Here is a 16,922-nt window from a genome sequence, read left to right as displayed (position 1 = left end):
TCAGTATTTAGCCGACAAGGAATTTCGCTACCTTAGGACCGTTATAGTTACGGCCGCCGTTCACCCGGGCTTCACATCAATGCTTCGCAATTGCTAACACCTTTGCTTAACCTTCGGGCACTGGGCAGGAGTCACCCCATATACATCGTCTTACGACTTAGCATAGAGCTGTGTTTTTGATAAACAGTTCCCCCTTACTATTCACTGCGGCCCATTTGTTACAATGGGCATCCCTTCTTGCGAACTTACGGGATGAATTTGCAGAGTTCCTTGACATTGGTTTTCTCGCTCGCCTTAGAATACTCATCTTGGGGACGTGTGTCCGTTCTCGGTACGGGTTTCTATAAACTTAACGTTAGAAGCTTTTTTAAGAGGTATGGAATCATTTAATTCGCTACTTGGTTGCCCTTTCACTATGCATCACAGCTCCCAGTTAAGTTATGCGGATTTGCCTACATAACCCAGTCACTGTTTACCCCACAATCCAATAAGTGGTAAAACTATCCTCCCCCGTCACTCCATCACATTTATAAAAAGTACAGGAATATTAACCTGTTGTCCATCGGCTACGCCTTTCGGCCTCGTCTTAGGACCCGACTAACCCTGGGTGGACGAACCTTGCCCAGGAAACCTTCCCCAATAGGCGTCAGAGATTCTCACTCTGAATCGTTACTCATACCGGCATTCTCACTTGTAAGCGCTCCACCAGTCCTCACGGTCTGGCTTCAATGCCCTTACAACGCTCTCCTAACGCATTTTCATGCCCGTAGCTTCGGTATTGTGTTTTAGTCCCGTTGAATTATCGGCACAGAGTCTCTCGACTAGTGAGCTATTACGCACTCTTTAAACGATGGCTGCTTCTAAGCCAACATCCTAGCTGTTTAAGAAACTCCACAACCTTTCTCACTTAACACAATTTTGGGACCTTAGCTGACGATCTGGGTTGTTCCCCTCGCGTGCATCGACGTTATCACCGATGTACCGACTGCATAGTAATTCATGATAGTATTCGGAGTTTGATTATAGTCAGTACAGCTAGGCGCCGCCATTCCATATTCAGTGCTCTACCCCCATCACTTAACACTACACGCTAGCCCTAAAGCTATTTCGGAGAGAACCAGCTATCTCCAAGTTCGATTGGAATTTCACCCCTACCCACAAGTCATCCGGGCACTTTTTAGCGTACTACGGTTCGGTCCTCCACTTAGTGTTACCTAAGTTTCAACCTGCTCATGGGTAGATCACCTGGTTTCGGGTCTATATCAACATACTAATTTTGCGCCCTATTCAGACTCGATTTCTCTACGGCTTCGCTTTATTCCACTTAACCTTGCATGTTGACATAACTCGCCGGTCCATTCTGCAAGATGTACGCCATCACCCATTAACGGGCTCTGACTAACTGTAAGTAATTGGTTTCAGGATCTATTTCACTCCCCTCTCGGGGTTCTTTTCACCTTTCCCTCACGGTACTAGTTCACTATCGGTGTCTGGTTAGTATTTAGCCTTACCAGGTGGTCCTGGCAAATTCAGACAGGGTTTCACGTGCCCCGCCCTACTCAGGATACTACAAAGAGATCTACACATTTCGCTTACGGGAATTTCACCCTCTATGTTTAAGCATTCCAACTTATTCTGCTATATGTAAATTTTTTATAACTCTATAATGTAGTCCTACAACCCCAACAACGTGTGTTGGTTTGGGCTATGTCCCCTTTCGCTCGCCACTACTTAGGGAATCATTCTTTATTTTCTTTTCCTGCTGCTACTGAGATGTTTCAATTCACAGCGTGTCTCTTCATTCGACTATTGATTCATCGATATGATAATTGAGTATGAGCTCAATTAGGTTTCCCCATTCGGAAATCCCCGGATAACAGCTTATTTCCAGCTAACCGAGGCTTATCGCAGGTAATCACGTCCTTCATCGACTTCCAGACCCAAGGCATCCACCAAAAACTCTTATCTTGTTTAATAGTAGTATAAGACCTATTGTTTGTCTTTTTTGTATGATATATTCTATAGGTTGATCTAAACTTTGAAATATTAATAATTTAATTTTTCAATGTCGATATTCAGTTTTCAAAGAACAAAAAGAGAGATAGATTCTCTCAAAACTGGATACAAATAATGTTTCCATAACAAAGATGTACTCCGTATGAAAGGAGGTGATCCATCCCCACGTTCTCGTAGGGATACCTTGTTACGACTTCACCCCAGTCACCAGTCCTACCTTAGGCGGTCGCCTCCGAGGTTAGCTAACCGACTTCGGGTATTACCAGCTCCCATGGTGTGACGGGCGGTGTGTACAAGACCCGAGAACGTATTCACCGCAGCGTAGCTGATCTGCGATTACTAGCGATTCCGACTTCATGGAGTCGAATTGCAGACTCCAATCCGAACTGAGATCGGCTTTTTGAGATTTGCTCCATGTCGCCATATTGCTTCTCTTTGTACCGACCATTGTAGCACGTGTGTTGCCCCACTCGTAAGAGGCATGATGATTTGACGTCATCCCCACCTTCCTCCCAGTTACCCAGGCAGTATCTCTAGAGTTCTCGACATAACTCGTTAGTAACTAAAGATAGGGGTTGCGCTCGTTGCAGGACTTGACCAAACATCTCACGACACGAGCTGACGACAACCATGCACCATCTGTCACTCCGTTAACCTCCACTATATCTCTATAGCTTTGCGAAGGATGTCAAGAGTGGGTAAGGTTCTCCGCGTATCTTCAAATTAAACCACATGCTCCACCGCTTGTGCGGGTCCCCGTCAATTCCTTTAAGTTTCACTCTTGCGAGCATACTACTCAGGCGGATCATTTAATGCGTTAGCTGCGTCAGTGAATTCTCCACCGACTAATGATCATCGTTTACGGCGTGGACTACCAGGGTATCTAATCCTGTTTGCTCCCCACGCTTTCGTCCCTCAGCGTCAGTATAGACCCAGTAAGCTGCCTTCGCCTTTGGTGTTCTTCCATATATCTACGCATTTCACCGCTTCACATGGAATTCCGCTTACCTCTATCCAACTCTAGTTTACCAGTATCCAAAGCGAGCCAGGGTTGAGCCCTGGGATTTGACTCCAGACTTAATAAACCGCCTACAAACGCTTTACGCCCAATAATTCCGGATAACGCTTGCGACCTATGTATTACCGCGGCTGCTGGCACATAGTTAGCCATCGCTTTCTGACAGGGTACCGTCAGCTTGGAAGCATTTCCTCAACCAAGTATTCTTTCCCTATAACAGCACTTTACAATCCGAAGACCTTCATCATGCACGCTGTGTCGCTCCATCAAGCTTTCGCTCATTGTGGAATATTCCCTACTGCTGCCTCCCGTAGGAGTTTGGGCCGTATCTCAGTCCCAATGTGGCCGTTCAGTCTCTCGACCCGGCTAAACATCATAGTCTTGGTAGGCCATTACCCTACCAACTAACTAATGTTCCGCACTCTCATCCTTTAGTGGGGCTTTAGAGGCCCCTTTCACAACGAAATCATGCGATTTCATGCGTATCCGGCATTAGCCAATGTTTCCATTGGGTATTCCAATCTAAAGGGTAGATTAAGCACGTGTTACTCACCCATTCGCCGCTAGGTTTAAAAAACCTCGCTCGACATGCATGTATTAGGCACACAGCCAGCGTTCATCCTGAGCCAGGATCAAACTCTTAAAATTTGATTTGGTTATTTATTATTTTGTTTTGAAATTATTTATTTGTAAAAATAAATTGACGTTATGGTATTTGTATCCAGTTTTCAAAGAACTATCTAAATTTGAATGTATTTTTAAAGCATTTTTAAGTGCTTCAAAAAGGCATCTTTATAAGTATATAACAAAGATAAAAAAATATTAAAAATATTTATTATTTTTATAAATATTAATTAACTTATGTTTGACTATTTTAAAAACAAAGATTTTTTAAATAAATAGTACTGCTTAATTATATAGAAATTACTAATTAAATAATTAGAATAAATAATTATTTTTTTGTTTTGCTAATTTATTTATTTTGCTTAATGTCATTTTCAATGATTTTCTTAAGCTAAAAAATAAAAAAAAACAGGATTTACCTGTTTAATTAAGCTAAATTATTTGATTTTATCATTAATTGCATTTTTAAGAACTTTTATATCTTTATAAAATCCACAATATTTACATGCTTGGTGAGGAATAATTAATTGTTTACAGTGTTTACATTCAACTAGTGTTGCGACACTTAAAGCATGATGACTTCTTCTTAAATGTTTTCTTTGTTTCGAAGTTTTTCTTTTTGGAACTACAGCCATTTTAAAATCTCCTTATTTATTTTTTTTAGATATTTTTATCTTCCTAATTAAATTTCTTAAATTAAACTAGTTTAATAATAGCCATTTTTGCATTGTCACCAGCTCGGTTGCTTATTTTAATTATTCTTGTATATCCACCATTACGTTGTGCATATTTTGGTGCCACAACATCAAATAAATATTGTAATGAATCTTTATTTTCTATCTTAGATGGGATAAGTCTTAAAAATCTTGCAGCTTGTCTACGTGTTGAAAGGGTATTTTTCTTACCTAAAGTGATCATTTTTTCAGCACTTGAGCGAATTCTTTTTGCTCTTTCTAATGTGGTTTTGATTTGTCCATGAACAATTAAATCAGTTACTAAAGATCTCTCAACATGGTTTCATCATTCTGTATTTCTACGAAATACTTGTTTTGGATTTGCCATTATTTTTCTCCCTCTTCTAATTCTGAATTATTTACTTGATCTAATGATTCAATTACTACATTATTATCTCTACTACCAGAAGTCATTTTCGCAAGTCATTCATCTCTTTTTTGAATAATGTCTTCAATTGATTTTTTGCCTAAATTTTTAATATTTGATAAATCTTCGTCACTTAATTTAATAATTTCTTCAACAGTGTTGTATTTAGCTCGCTTTAGTGCATTTAGAGATCTAATTGTAAGATTCAATTTATCAATCGGAATTGATGTTTTGATATCTTTTTCTTTCTTTTCCTTACTATCTTCAAATAATTCAAGTGTTTCAAGTACATTGATATTTCCAATAATTTGGAAGTGAGCAACAATAATCTTAGCTGCTTGCTCAATTGCTTCTTTAGCTAAAATTGTCCCATCAGTTTCGATTTTGATTTTTAGTCGCTCTTCAATTAATTTCGATGAACTATTTAATTCCTCAAATGAAATTGCACATTTTTTAATTGGGCTAAAATCACTATCAATCGCAAGAAATTGACCACTTTTAATGTCAGATTCAAGTCTTGGACCATATTGAGAAATAACATTTTTATTTTCCTCAAAATCAATAAAACCTTTACCTTGTCTTAAAAATAAATCAAATTCAAGTGAACCATTCTCTGCAATGTTAGCAATATATTGATCTTTGTTTACAATTTCAAGTCCAGATGTATTAGTAATATCATAAGCATAAATTTCGCCTTCTTTATTTGAACGGAATGAAATTTTTGCTAAGTTATCTTTGGCAAAAAATTCCTCATTGTAAACAAAGCGAATGTTACGAATATTACGAACTAATGTAATTACATCTTCTTTTAGACCATCAATCGTTTGAAATTCATGTTCGACATTATTAATTTTAATTGCAAATGGCGCAACGGAAGTAATTGAAGATAGCAATGTTCTTCTTAAAACTGTTCCCATTGTATTTGCATAACCTCTTGCTAAAGGTTCAATGATAAATGTAGTATTAAAATCATTAACTTTTTCAGTAATTAATTCTTTATATATAATTTTTTGACTCTTTTCCATGATTATCCTCTTTTTATTTCCTTAAATTATTATTTTTCTCTTTTAAGAATCTTTTTTGGAGGACGTGTACCATTATGAGGTGTTGGGGTTACATCTTTAACTTCTTTAATGCTTAGACCACTTGTTTCAATTTGCTTACGTGCTGTTGATTTTCCTGGACCAACACCTTTAACTAAGATTGATACTTCTTTCAAACCAAATTCTTTAGCTTTTTCCACTGCTGCTGCTGCTGCTAAACCAGCTGCATATGGAGTTTTTTTCTTGGTGCCCTTGTATCCAATTGCACCTGATGAAGATCAAGCAAAAACATTACCTTTTAGATCAGAAAAGGAAACAATTGTATTTTGATATGTTGAATGGATATGTGCAATACCTTGTGTAATAACTTTTTTATTCTTTTTAGCCATTATTATTTACCTTTCTTTCCAGCTATTGTTTTTCTAGGTCCTTTTCTTGTTCTTGCGTTTTTCTTTGTTGATTGACCTCTTACTGGTAGTCCTTTTCTGTGTCTAATTCCTCTGTATGATTTAATTTCCATTAAACGTTTAATGTTTAGGTTAATTTCTCTTTTTAAATCACCTTCAGTGGTATATTTTTTTGCTTCATCTCTAATTCTTGTTAATTCTTCTTCACTTAATTCTTTAACTCTTTTTTCACCATCAACATTAGCATCAGCTAAAATCTTCTTTGCTAATGTTGGACCAATACCAAAAATATATGTTAGAGAAATACGTGCTTTTTTATTGTTTGGAATTTCAATATTTAAAACTCTAGCCATTACTTATTATCCTTGTCTTTGTTTATGCTTTGGGTTAATGCAAATAACTCTATTAACACCATGTCTTTTGATTATTTTACAGTCTTTACAAATACGCTTAATTGATGCTCTAACTTTCATTTATAATCCTTGTCTCCTTAAATATTATTTATGGCGAAAAACAATTCTTCCAAGCGTTAGATTAAAAGGACTGATTTCAACATCAACAACATCACCTGGAATTAATTTAATGTTATGAAGTGACATTTTTCCAGAAATATATGCTTTGATTTCTTGGTCATTTTCAAGTAACACATCATAGTTTTTAGTTGAGTGCATCTTGATAATTTTTCCAGTCATTTTAATAACTTCTTCTTTTTTTTCTTTTTTATTTTTTCCCATTAAATGTTATCTCCTGATAATATGTAAGCTTCTCCATTATCAATTAATATCGTTTGCTCATAATGCGCTGTATTAAAACCTAATGGATCAAATACTGTTCATCTATCATTTTTGATCTTTATTTTTTTTGATTTTTGCAAAATCATTGGTTCAATGCAAATGACCATTCCATTTTTAATTAATGCTCCTGTGTTAGGAATTCCATCATTTGGAATCATGGGGTCTTCATGTAATTCTTTTCCTATTCCATGGCCACAAAATTCATCTGGAGTATAATAACCTGATTTTTGAATGAAATCGCCAATCGCAGCAGAAATATCTCCGATTCTTTTGCCGACTCTAATTGCATTGAATCCAGCATAGAAAGCGTCTTTGGCAACCTGAATAAGTTTTTTGTCCTCTTCTTTGATATTTCCTACTCCCTTTGTAAAAGCTGAGTCTGAGTAATATCCTTCTCAAATAACACCTGTATCAATCTTAATAATATCTCCATCTTTAACAATGTAATCAGATGGAATTCCATGAATTAATTCATCATTTACTGAAATACAGCAGGTACCAGGAAAACCATATTGCCCTAAAAAGGCAGGTTTTGCATTTCTTTTTTTAATTTCTTTAAAAGCGACGCTATCAATTTCTTTTAAAGAAACTCCTGGTCTTATGAAGTCTCAAAGAATTTTTTTAACTTCTGCCAAGATTGCGCAAGCTTTTTTGATTTTTTGGATTTCAAATTGACTTTTAATTTTTATCATCCTAAAACCCTCATTAAATCTAAAAAAACTTCTTTTAGATCTTGATGACTATTGATTTCTAAAACAATGTTTTTCTTCTTATAGAAATCAATTAAACATGCTGTTTGACTATAATACATTTCCAGTCTTTTTAGAATAACTTCTTCTTCGTCATCAACTCTTTTAATAACTTCAGTATGGCAAACTTTGCAATACTTGTTTTCAAGTGGTGGAAAAACCTCTAGATGATAAATAGTTTTACATTTTGGACAAATTCTTCTTTTTGAAAGACGCTCAATAATTTGTTCATTTGAAATGTTTAGTAAAATAACTTTATCAATAAAGATACCTTTTTTTTCAAGATCCTCAAGAAACTCTGCTTGATCAAGTGTTCTTGGAAAACCATCAAGAATAAAAGGGGTATTACTTTGAACTAGATTGCTTAAACGACTTTCAACTAATTGATTTGTAATACTATCATCAACATATTTTCCAGAATCTAATATATCTTTAATTTTCTTACCTAATTCAGTTTCATTTTTAATTTCTTGGCGAAACATATCGCCAGTTGATAGTTGAAAGTAGCCAAATTTTTCAACCATTAACTTTGAAATTGAACCTTTTCCTGCGCCAGGAGGCCCCATAAAAATTAAATTAGGTTTAATGTTACAAGTTTGATTTTTGCAACTAGAGCATTTATCTATCATATTAAATCCTCTTCTTCTCCATACACTTCTTTTAGCTCTCTTATCATTCTTCTTTTTCTTGCAAGTTCCTGTGATTTATATCTTGCTTGAATTTGTTGAACAGTTTCAATGGCAGTCGAAACTAAGATCATAATTGTGGTTCCCCCAAATGAAATTGGGGCTGGCATGCCAAACATTTGTTGAATGAATTGCAATGCACCTAAGATTATTAAATATGTTGCTGAGAAGAATGAAAGGCGAAGCACAACATTTAATAAATAATCTTCTGTTTGTTCACCTGGTCTAATTCCAGGAATAAAAGTACTACTTTTAGCAAAGTCTTCACTAATTTTATCAATCTTTGATTGTTGGATTCCCATAAGAATTGTAAGTCCAAACGTGATGATTACAAACAAGAAAAATCCAAGTGGTTGAGTTAGCTGTAGGTTGTTATGAACTCATTGATAGTATACACTCGTATTTGGATCAAATAATCCTGCAATCATTGAAGGCAAGGACAATATCATCATTGCAAAAATAACCGACATAATTCCTGCTGGATTTGCTTTGATTGGTAAGTAACTCAATTCCTTTTCAGTCTTTGAAAGCCCAGCTCCGACTTGTTGAATTGGGATTCTTCTTTCTGCTAAACTAAAGAAGGCAACAACAAAGATAACAAGTAAGTAAGCTAGTAAATAAACAATGAAATCAATAGTTTCTTTAAGAATAATTGCATTGTTATTTTTTATTGAAGGCATATAGTATTCAAATGCATGTCTAAATGTTGGAATTAAGGAATTAGCAATCCCTACAAAGATAATTAAACTTGTTCCGTTTCCAACACCTTTATTTGTAATTTGCTCTGATAAAAACAATGAAAAGAATGAGCCTGCTACAAGTAGAAAAGGAATTATTACTCATTTATAAAAGAATTCACCATGTCTTCCAAGACTTGAAAGCTTATCTGAAAATGTAATTCCAAAACTTTGGTCATTTGGGTTAACTAGTGCCCTTGTGATTAAAATTGCTTGAAAAATTGCAAAAAATAGCGTAATTGTATAAGTGATAAAATTAATTTTTATTCTTCCAATTGGACCAGATTGACTTAATCGATAAATAGGAGGAAATAATTTTGTTTGCAAGAGCATCATCACCAAAGAAGAGGATATAAAAGGTCCAATTCCAAGTGCAACAAGAGAAAATCTTCTAAGTCCCCCACCACCAACTAAGTTAAGGATTCCAAAGAAATCACCTTGGTTCAATCGATTTGTATTAGCTAAATTAACACCCGGCAGTGTAATTGTTCCTGCTACTAAGAAAAGAGAAATAATAAAGAGAGTAAAAAGAATCTTTTTGAAAAGACTATGATTTTTTCATCATTCTGATCAACTATTCCTTTTTTTAACAAAATACTTATCAATTTCTAATTGACGATCTAGTTTTTTGTTAAGTATTTCCTTTTCTAATTTTGTTTTTTTAGCCATTATTGAACCTCGATTTTTCCACCAACTTTCTCAATCGCTTCTTTAGCTTTTAATGAAAGAGTAGGAATTGTAACTGTTAATTTTTTACTTAAAGTTCCATTTCCTAAGATTTTAACAGGCAAATTGCCTTTAATTAAGTTTTTGGCTGCTAATGTTTCATATGAAACAACATCATCATTCGCAAATTTAGCTTCTAGAGCAGATAAATTTACTACTTGATATTCAATGTGATTAACATTGTTGAATCCACGTTTTGGGATTCTTCTAAATAGTGGTAACTGACCACCTTCAAAACCTAGTCTTACTGTACTTCTCTTTGTTTGACCACTTTGTCCTCTACCGGCTTGCTTCCCTTTTCCAGCTGCATGACCACGTCCAACACGAGTCTTTTCTTTACGAGCACCCGCAGTTGCTTTTAGTGTGTGTAGTTTCATAAATATAAGTCTCCTTATTTATTATTTTTCTAATAATTTTTTAACTTCGATGTCACGTAACTTGGAAATTTCTTCAACAGTTCTTAATTTCTTAATTGCATTAATTGTTGCATGAACAATATTTTGTTTTGTTCTTGAACCATATGTTTTTGTTGAAATATCAGTGTACCCTGCTAATTCAACAACGGCTCTAACTGTGTTTGAAGCAATGATCCCAGCACCTTTTGGCGCAGGACGTAGTTGTACTTTTGAGGCTAGGAATTTTTCTTTAATTTCATGTGGAATTGTTCCATTTACAACTGGAACGCTAAAAACGTTCTTTTGTGCATCTTTAACTGCTTTTTTAATTGCATCTTGAACTTCGTTTGCTTTTCCGTGTCCAAAGCCGACTTTACCTTTTTTATTACCAACAACAACATAAGCTGAGAATGAAAATCTTCTCCCACCCTTAACAACTGTTGTAACTCTTGCTACATCAATTACTTTTTCTTCATAAAGTTTTGTTTGGGATTGTTGATTAAATTGTTTCTTTTGATTGAAATTCTTTCTTTCTTGTGATTGTCTTGTTGTATTTTCTTTTATTTCAGATTTTTTAGGTGATACTACTTTAGTAGCATTCGCATTTTCTTTCATTGTTTCCTTTTTTAATTGTTCAGCCATTAGAATTTAATCCCTTCTTGTCTTAATGTATCAGCAAAAGCTGCTAATTTTCCATGATAAATATATCCAGAACGATCAAAAACAATTTCAGAAATATTTAGTGCTTTTAATTTTAATGCAAATTCTTTTGCTACTGCTTTAGCTGCGTCGATATTATTGCCAACTTGTTGTAATTGTCTTGTTGAAAATGAAGCTAGAGTTGTATGGTTTTCATCATTAATTGCTTGTGCATAGAAATTATGTAATGATTTATAAACAACAACACGTGGGCGAATTGAGGTTCCTTTTGCTAGTTTATTTGTAATTTTTAGATGCTTAGCAACACGCTTTTGGTTTCTTGATAACATTTTTATATCTCCTTTTAGTCTAAAAACTACTTAGCAGCAGTTTTACCTTCTTTACGTCTAATAACTTCATCTTTGTACATAATACCTTTTCCAGAATATGGACTTGGACGTCTAATATCTCTTAGATTTGCAGCAAATTCACCGACAGCTTGTTTATCAATACCTGAAATAATAATATTTGTTGGTTTAGGTATTTCTACTTTTAAATTTGATGGTATTTGTTTAATAACATTGTGGGAATAACCAGCAATAACTTCAATTTCATTTCCCTTTAGTGTTGCTTTATAACCAACACCCTTGATTTCAATTTCTTTCTTGTAACCGCTTGAAACTCCGATTAACATATTGCTAATAATTGCATTTGTAGTTCCGTGTAATTGTTTTGTACTTTTTTCTTCATTAGCTCTTAGTGTCTTAATTTCATTGTTTTCAATAACTACTGAAATTAAAGGTGAAAATGTATATTCTAATTCGCCTAATTTACCTTTAATAATGATGTGGTTTTTATTTAGAATTACTTCAGTGTTTTCAGGAATACTTAAGATTCTTTTTCCGATTCTTGACATAATTTAATTCCTTATTTTAAAAAGTTAGTTTTATTATCAGATAAATGCAATAACTTCGCCACCTAAGTTAGCTTTTCTTGCTTCTTTGTCTGTTAATAACCCTTTTGAAGTTGAAATAATTGCTGTTCCAAAACCACTTAGAACACGAGGTAATTTGTCTGCTGCTGAATATACTTTTAAACCTGGCTTTGAAACCTTTTTAATATCAGTAATTGCAGATATATTTTGATTCATACCTTTGTATTTTAAAGTTAATTTAATTTCCTTAAAACCTTGTTTTGAAGTAATCACTTCATAAGAAGTAATGTATCCTTCTTTTACAAAGATATCTAGAATCTTTTCTTTTTTGTTTGAGTGTGGGAATGTAACTTCAGGATATTTTCTTGAAATTGCATTCTTAATTCTTACAAACATATCTGCTATTGGATCAGTAATAATTGCCATAATTATCAACTCGCTTTCTTGACACCAGGAATTTTTCCTTCATGTGCTAATTCTCTAAAACAAATTCTACAAATTTTATATTTACGTAATACTGCGTGAACACGACCACAAATTTGGCAACGTGTATATTTTCTTACTGAAAATTTTGGTTCACGTTCAGCTTTAACCATTAATGCTTTTCTTGCCATAAATAATCTCCTTAATTATTAGCCTTTGCAAATGGGATTCCAAGTTTTTTTAATAAAGCAAATGCTTCTTTATCATTAGTTGCGCTTGTTACAAGAATAATATCCATACCTTTTAACTTACGAATCTTATCAAATGAAATTTCAGGGAAAATAATTTCTTCTTTAATACCAATTGCATAGTTTCCACGACCATCAAAACTTTTTAAACTTGTACCATTAAAGTCTCTAACACGAGGAAGTGCAACGTTAATTAATTTAGTTAAAAATGATCACATTCTGTCACGTCTTAATGTTACTTTTCCACCCATTGGCATCCCTTCACGTAGTTTTCAGGACGCTAATGATTTTTTAGCTTTTGTTTGGTATGGTTTTTGGCCTGTAATTTGGGCTAATTCAACCATTACTTCTTCAATAGCTTTTGAATTTGATACTTCATTGCCGGCTGTCATGTTAATAATAATTTTTTGTAAACGAGGAGCTTGCATAATTGAGCTGTAACCAAATTCTTTAACTAGTTCATGACGAACTTCATCTAAATATTTTCTTTCTAGTTCTAACTTAGCCATATTTATATCTCCTTATTATTAAATTACCTTATTAACTTTCTTTGCAACTCTTTGTTTTTTACCGGTTTTAGCATCAACTTTTCATCCAATTTTAGTTCCAATTGATTTTTGACCTTGTGCTCCTTTTTTTGCTAGGAAAGCAACATTTGAAATATGAATTGGATATTCTTTCTTTTCGATTTTTCCTTCAGTATTTTCTTGAGAAGGTTTATGGTGTTTAACTTTTATATTGACATCTTTTAGAATTACAGTTTGCTTCTTATAATCTGTTGATAAAACAGCTGCGAATTTACCTTTTTCTTTACCTGAAATCACTAGTACCATATCATTTTTTCTAATTTTAGCTTGAGACATAATTATAAAACCTCCGGTGCTAGTGAAATTATTTTTAAATATCCCTTGTCACGAAGTTCTCTAGCCACTGGACCAAATACCCGAGTACCTCTCATTGAACCATCTTCTTTAATTAAAACAACAGCATTGTCATCAAATCTGATGTATGAACCATTATCTCTCGCAATACCTCTTTTTGTTCTTACAATCACAGCCTTTAGAACTTGTCCTTCTTTAACAACACCATTAGGAATAGCTTTTTTAACTGTTACAACTACAACATCACCAATGTTGGTGCTTCTTACTACTGAACCACCTAGGTTTTTTATAATCATAACTTCTTTTGCGCCGGAATTGTCAGCTACATTGCATCTTGAAAATTCACTAAGCATTTTCATTTCCTCCGATTGCATGTGATTTAATTGCTACTAATCTAAAGTGTTTTGTTTTAGAAAGAGGTCTGGTTTCTTGAATTTCAACAACATCACCAATTTTGGCTTCATTCTTTTCATCATGAACTGCAAATTTCTTTGATTTCTTGAAACGTTTTGAATACAATGGATGTTTTTCATATGTTTCAACAATTACAGTAACTGTTTTTTCGTTCTTTGTACTAACTACAGTTCCTACAAGTTTCTTACGACGATTTTCTCTCATTGTTTGTTCCATTATTTATTTCCTTCTTCTTTCTTTGCATTTAGGGCTGTTAAAATTCTTGCGATGTCTTTCTTTACTAATTGTATTTTATGAGTTTGGTCTAATTGTGATGTTGCATTTTTAAAACGAAGTGAGAATAATTCAGCTCTTAAATCACCTAAAAGTTGGTTTAATTCTTCAACTGATTTTTTCTTTAATTCAGAATAAGACATAATTATTTATCTCCTTCAGCAGCTTCGCATACTTCTTTGGCAACAATCTTTCAAGTAACAGGTAATTTATGTCCACCTAATCTTAGAGCATCCTTCATGGTATCAACTTGGTTGCCTGAAACTTCAAACATTACAGTTCCTTCTTTAACAACTGCAAATCATTGATCTGGGCTACCCTTACCTGATCCCATACGTACCCCAATAGGCTTAGAAGTTTTTGACATGTGTGGGAATATTTTAATAATAACTTTACCTTCACGACCCATACGACGAGTAATCGCAATACGGGCAGCTTCAATTTGTCTTGCACTAATTCATGCTGATGATGTGGATTTTAAACCAAATTCACCAAATGATACAGTGTTATTTCTATGAGCCTTAGTTTTGTCATGACGAATACGAAACATTTTTCTGTGTTTAGTTCTCTTTGGTTGAAGCATGTTTTTCGCCATCCTTTCCACTAAATCTAGGTCTTCTTTCGACTCTTTGTTCTACCTTTGAAGTAACTGCATTATTTTCTAAAATTTCGCCATTTGAAACTCATACCTTAACACCTAGAATTCCATATGTTGTCTTCGCAGTTGTAACTGCATAGTCAACATCTTGTCTTAAGGTATGTAATTTCATTTCGCCTTCTGTATAACCTTCAGTTCTGGCCATATCAACACCATTTAGACGCCCAGATACTGAGGTTTTAATTCCTTTAGCTCCTGCCTTCATTGCAGCTTTGATCGCAAATTTTTGTGCAAGTCTAAAACTACCTCTATTTTCTAATTTAATAGCAATATTTTCAGCTAATAATCTTGCATTTAAATCAGGATTTTTTAACTCAACAACATCAATAGCGATGTTAATTGATTTATTTTTCAAATATCTTTTTAGGTTTTGAGTCATTTGTTTAATTTTTTCACCATTTGTTCCAAGCATAGCTGCTGGTTTTGCAGTGAAAACATAAACAATAACAGCACCATTTTGATTTCTTCTAATTTGAACTTTACCGATTAAAAATTCTCTAACTTTCTTATCAAAGAAGTCATAAATTTTTTGGTCTTCTAATAATAAAGAAGCAAAATTAGCTTTGTCTGAATATCAAACTGTATTATGAGCTTTTGTTATGCCATAACGAAATCCATTTGGATTAACTTTTTGTCCCATACTATTTTGCCTCCATATTTAATTCATCATTTAATTCAATTAATTCAATGTAAAAGTGACTTGTTCTTTTTAAAATTGGGTATGCTCTACCACGTGCATGAGGTTGAAATCTTTTAAGAGTTGGCCCATCATTAACCAATATTTTAGAAACAAATAATTTTGTTGCATCCAATCCAAAGTTATTTGTTGCATTAGCAATTGCTGAATTTAGAAGTTTTAAGATAATCTTTGAGGCTTTTTTATTTGTTGTTTGTAGGATAACTAATGCTTGTGTAGCTGATTTGTAACGAATTAGATCAGCAACTAATCTTGCTTTTCTAGGACTAATTCGTTGCATATTTACTGATGCTTTAACAACTTGTTGTACCATGTTATTTCTTCTTTCCTTTAACCTTGTCTGCGCCATGTCCATTGAAGGTTCTTGTTGGAGCAAATTCGCCTAATTTGTGTCCTACCATGTCATTAGTTACAAATACATCAATAAACGCATGACCGTTATGTACTTGAAATGTTAGTCCAATAAAATCTGGATAGATTGTTGAACGTCTTGATCAAGTTTTAATTGGTCTCTTTGGTGCTTTATTTTCAATAATAGCTACAACTTTTTTCATTAAGTGATCATCAACAAATGGTGCCTTTTTTAATGAACGAGACATTATTTAGTTTCCTTTCTTCTTCTAATAATAAATTGGTTAGATGCTTTTTTGGTTGCTCTAGTTTTAACACCAAGAGCTTTCTTGCCTCATGGAGTCATTGGTGATTTTCTACCAATTGGTTGTTTACCTTCACCACCACCATGTGGGTGATCGTTGGGGTTCATTGCGGAACCTCTAACTGTTGGTCTAATTCCTCTTAATCTATTTCTACCAGCTTTTCCGATGTTTACTAATGAGTGCTCTTCATTACCAACTTCACCGATTGTTGCACGACATACACCTAGAACTTTTCTAACTTCACCTGATTTTAATTTTAGAATTACGTATCTTCCTGATTCATCCTTACCAAGGATTTGTGCAGATGAACCAGCTGAACGTGCAATAATTCCACCTTGTTTTGGTTGTAGTTCAATGTTGTGAACGAATGTACCTTCAGGAATGTTTCCAAGTGGTAGGTTATTACCAATTTGGATATCAACATTTTCACCCGAAACAACAACTTGTCCCACTTTGATATTTTTAGGGCTAATAATATATCTTTTTTCTCCATCACGATAAACAATTAATGAAATGTTAGCTGATCTATTTGGATCGTATTCGATACTCTTAACAACAGCTTCAATTCCATCCTTGTCATATCTTTTGAAATCAATGATCCGATAAAATCTTTTCAATCTTCCACCATGGTGGCGAGTTGTAATTTTACCTTGATTATTTCTTCCAGAGTGTGTAGGAAGAATAACAAGCAATGATTTTTCTGGTTTATGACCAGTTAAATTTGCTTGGTAATCTAAAGAAGACATATTACGACGACCATTTGTATATGCTTTAAATTTTTTAATAGCCATGTTGCTTCTTTT

The 16,922-nt window shown here is 33.9% G+C and carries 26 protein-coding genes and 2 rRNA genes; all 28 read right to left on the bottom strand.

Going from position 1 to position 16,922, the window contains the following annotated elements:
* Nucleotides 1-1,976 (bottom strand): 23S ribosomal RNA (locus BCF89_RS00840); the annotation flags it as partial.
* Nucleotides 1,977-2,161: 185 nt separating this feature from the next.
* Nucleotides 2,162-3,682 (bottom strand): 16S ribosomal RNA (locus BCF89_RS00835).
* Nucleotides 3,683-4,095: 413 nt separating this feature from the next.
* Nucleotides 4,096-4,293, bottom strand: coding sequence for a 50S ribosomal protein L32 (gene rpmF / locus BCF89_RS00830; protein ID WP_111518117.1), 198 nt, complete (start codon nt 4,291-4,293; stop codon nt 4,096-4,098).
* A gap of 61 nt (nt 4,294-4,354) precedes the next feature.
* Entirely contained in the window at nt 4,355-4,720 is a 366-nt protein-coding gene (gene rplQ / locus BCF89_RS00825; RefSeq protein WP_111518116.1) for a 50S ribosomal protein L17, read from the bottom strand.
* A complete protein-coding gene (locus BCF89_RS00820; RefSeq protein ID WP_111518114.1) occupies nt 4,720-5,784 on the bottom strand; it encodes a DNA-directed RNA polymerase subunit alpha in 1,065 nt (354 codons plus the stop codon). The genes rplQ and BCF89_RS00820 overlap by 1 nt, the downstream gene beginning before the upstream one ends.
* Before the next feature lie 29 nt (nt 5,785-5,813).
* The gene (gene rpsK, locus BCF89_RS00815) at nt 5,814-6,191 is read right to left on the bottom strand and encodes a 30S ribosomal protein S11 (protein ID WP_111518112.1); all 378 of its coding nucleotides are present in this window, start codon (nt 6,189-6,191) and stop codon (nt 5,814-5,816) included.
* Nucleotides 6,192-6,193: 2 nt separating this feature from the next.
* The gene (gene rpsM / locus BCF89_RS00810; RefSeq protein ID WP_004424403.1) at nt 6,194-6,562 is read right to left on the bottom strand and encodes a 30S ribosomal protein S13; all 369 of its coding nucleotides are present in this window, start codon (nt 6,560-6,562) and stop codon (nt 6,194-6,196) included.
* A 6-nt stretch (nt 6,563-6,568) separates the two neighbouring features.
* On the bottom strand, nt 6,569-6,682 hold the full coding sequence (rpmJ, locus tag BCF89_RS00805; protein ID WP_002881082.1) for a 50S ribosomal protein L36: 114 nt from the start codon (nt 6,680-6,682) through the stop codon (nt 6,569-6,571).
* 24 nt (nt 6,683-6,706) lie between these two features.
* On the bottom strand, nt 6,707-6,943 hold the full coding sequence (gene infA, locus BCF89_RS00800) for a translation initiation factor IF-1 (RefSeq protein WP_004424399.1): 237 nt from the start codon (nt 6,941-6,943) through the stop codon (nt 6,707-6,709).
* Nucleotides 6,943-7,695: a type I methionyl aminopeptidase gene (gene map, locus BCF89_RS00795; RefSeq protein ID WP_111518110.1), complete on the bottom strand. Its 753-nt coding sequence runs from the start codon at nt 7,693-7,695 to the stop codon at nt 6,943-6,945. The genes infA and map overlap by 1 nt, the downstream gene beginning before the upstream one ends.
* A complete protein-coding gene (locus BCF89_RS00790) occupies nt 7,689-8,381 on the bottom strand; it encodes an adenylate kinase (RefSeq protein ID WP_111518108.1) in 693 nt (230 codons plus the stop codon). Before BCF89_RS00790 ends, map begins: the two co-directional genes overlap by 7 nt.
* Nucleotides 8,375-9,844 carry a preprotein translocase subunit SecY gene (gene secY, locus BCF89_RS00785; protein WP_111518106.1) on the bottom strand — a complete coding sequence of 490 codons (1,470 nt, stop codon included), beginning with the start codon at nt 9,842-9,844 and terminating at the stop codon, nt 8,375-8,377. Before secY ends, BCF89_RS00790 begins: the two co-directional genes overlap by 7 nt.
* Nucleotides 9,844-10,278: a 50S ribosomal protein L15 gene (gene rplO, locus BCF89_RS00780; protein ID WP_111518104.1), complete on the bottom strand. Its 435-nt coding sequence runs from the start codon at nt 10,276-10,278 to the stop codon at nt 9,844-9,846. Before rplO ends, secY begins: the two co-directional genes overlap by 1 nt.
* A 21-nt stretch (nt 10,279-10,299) precedes the next feature.
* Nucleotides 10,300-10,938 carry a 30S ribosomal protein S5 gene (rpsE, locus tag BCF89_RS00775; RefSeq protein WP_111518102.1) on the bottom strand — a complete coding sequence of 213 codons (639 nt, stop codon included), beginning with the start codon at nt 10,936-10,938 and terminating at the stop codon, nt 10,300-10,302.
* Nucleotides 10,938-11,285 (bottom strand): 50S ribosomal protein L18, encoded by a 348-nt coding sequence (rplR, locus tag BCF89_RS00770; RefSeq protein WP_111518101.1) that lies wholly within the window; start codon nt 11,283-11,285, stop codon nt 10,938-10,940. The genes rpsE and rplR overlap by 1 nt, the downstream gene beginning before the upstream one ends.
* Before the next feature lie 26 nt (nt 11,286-11,311).
* The gene (rplF, locus tag BCF89_RS00765) at nt 11,312-11,851 is read right to left on the bottom strand and encodes a 50S ribosomal protein L6 (protein WP_111518100.1); all 540 of its coding nucleotides are present in this window, start codon (nt 11,849-11,851) and stop codon (nt 11,312-11,314) included.
* A gap of 33 nt (nt 11,852-11,884) precedes the next feature.
* A complete protein-coding gene (gene rpsH, locus BCF89_RS00760) occupies nt 11,885-12,295 on the bottom strand; it encodes a 30S ribosomal protein S8 (RefSeq protein WP_111518099.1) in 411 nt (136 codons plus the stop codon).
* Between the two features lie 2 nt (nt 12,296-12,297).
* On the bottom strand, nt 12,298-12,483 hold the full coding sequence (locus tag BCF89_RS00755; RefSeq protein WP_111518098.1) for a type Z 30S ribosomal protein S14: 186 nt from the start codon (nt 12,481-12,483) through the stop codon (nt 12,298-12,300).
* Nucleotides 12,484-12,494: 11 nt separating this feature from the next.
* On the bottom strand, nt 12,495-13,049 hold the full coding sequence (gene rplE / locus BCF89_RS00750; RefSeq protein WP_111518097.1) for a 50S ribosomal protein L5: 555 nt from the start codon (nt 13,047-13,049) through the stop codon (nt 12,495-12,497).
* An 18-nt stretch (nt 13,050-13,067) separates the two neighbouring features.
* Nucleotides 13,068-13,403, bottom strand: coding sequence for a 50S ribosomal protein L24 (rplX, locus tag BCF89_RS00745; protein WP_111518096.1), 336 nt, complete (start codon nt 13,401-13,403; stop codon nt 13,068-13,070).
* A gap of 2 nt (nt 13,404-13,405) precedes the next feature.
* On the bottom strand, nt 13,406-13,774 hold the full coding sequence (gene rplN / locus BCF89_RS00740) for a 50S ribosomal protein L14 (protein ID WP_004424367.1): 369 nt from the start codon (nt 13,772-13,774) through the stop codon (nt 13,406-13,408).
* Entirely contained in the window at nt 13,767-14,051 is a 285-nt protein-coding gene (gene rpsQ, locus BCF89_RS00735; protein ID WP_111518095.1) for a 30S ribosomal protein S17, read from the bottom strand. The genes rplN and rpsQ overlap by 8 nt, the downstream gene beginning before the upstream one ends.
* Nucleotides 14,051-14,251 carry a 50S ribosomal protein L29 gene (gene rpmC, locus BCF89_RS00730; protein ID WP_111518093.1) on the bottom strand — a complete coding sequence of 67 codons (201 nt, stop codon included), beginning with the start codon at nt 14,249-14,251 and terminating at the stop codon, nt 14,051-14,053. Before rpmC ends, rpsQ begins: the two co-directional genes overlap by 1 nt.
* 2 nt (nt 14,252-14,253) lie before the next feature.
* Nucleotides 14,254-14,691, bottom strand: coding sequence for a 50S ribosomal protein L16 (gene rplP / locus BCF89_RS00725; RefSeq protein WP_111518091.1), 438 nt, complete (start codon nt 14,689-14,691; stop codon nt 14,254-14,256).
* A complete protein-coding gene (gene rpsC, locus BCF89_RS00720) occupies nt 14,669-15,406 on the bottom strand; it encodes a 30S ribosomal protein S3 (RefSeq protein ID WP_111518089.1) in 738 nt (245 codons plus the stop codon). The genes rplP and rpsC overlap by 23 nt, the downstream gene beginning before the upstream one ends.
* A 1-nt stretch (nt 15,407) precedes the next feature.
* Nucleotides 15,408-15,776: a 50S ribosomal protein L22 gene (gene rplV, locus BCF89_RS00715; protein WP_111518087.1), complete on the bottom strand. Its 369-nt coding sequence runs from the start codon at nt 15,774-15,776 to the stop codon at nt 15,408-15,410.
* Nucleotide 15,777: 1 nt separating this feature from the next.
* Complete coding sequence (gene rpsS / locus BCF89_RS00710) at nt 15,778-16,062, bottom strand: 30S ribosomal protein S19 (protein ID WP_111518085.1); 285 nt, start codon at nt 16,060-16,062, stop codon at nt 15,778-15,780.
* Nucleotides 16,062-16,910: a 50S ribosomal protein L2 gene (gene rplB / locus BCF89_RS00705; protein ID WP_111518083.1), complete on the bottom strand. Its 849-nt coding sequence runs from the start codon at nt 16,908-16,910 to the stop codon at nt 16,062-16,064. Before rplB ends, rpsS begins: the two co-directional genes overlap by 1 nt.
* Between the last annotated feature and the right edge of the window lie 12 nt (nt 16,911-16,922).

Source organism: Metamycoplasma auris, assembly GCF_003253435.1.
Classification (GTDB): domain Bacteria; phylum Bacillota_I; class Bacilli_A; order Mycoplasmatales; family Metamycoplasmataceae; genus Metamycoplasma; species Metamycoplasma auris.
Note: the sequence above shows the minus strand (reverse complement) of the source record. Positions and strands in the feature narration are given on the sequence as shown.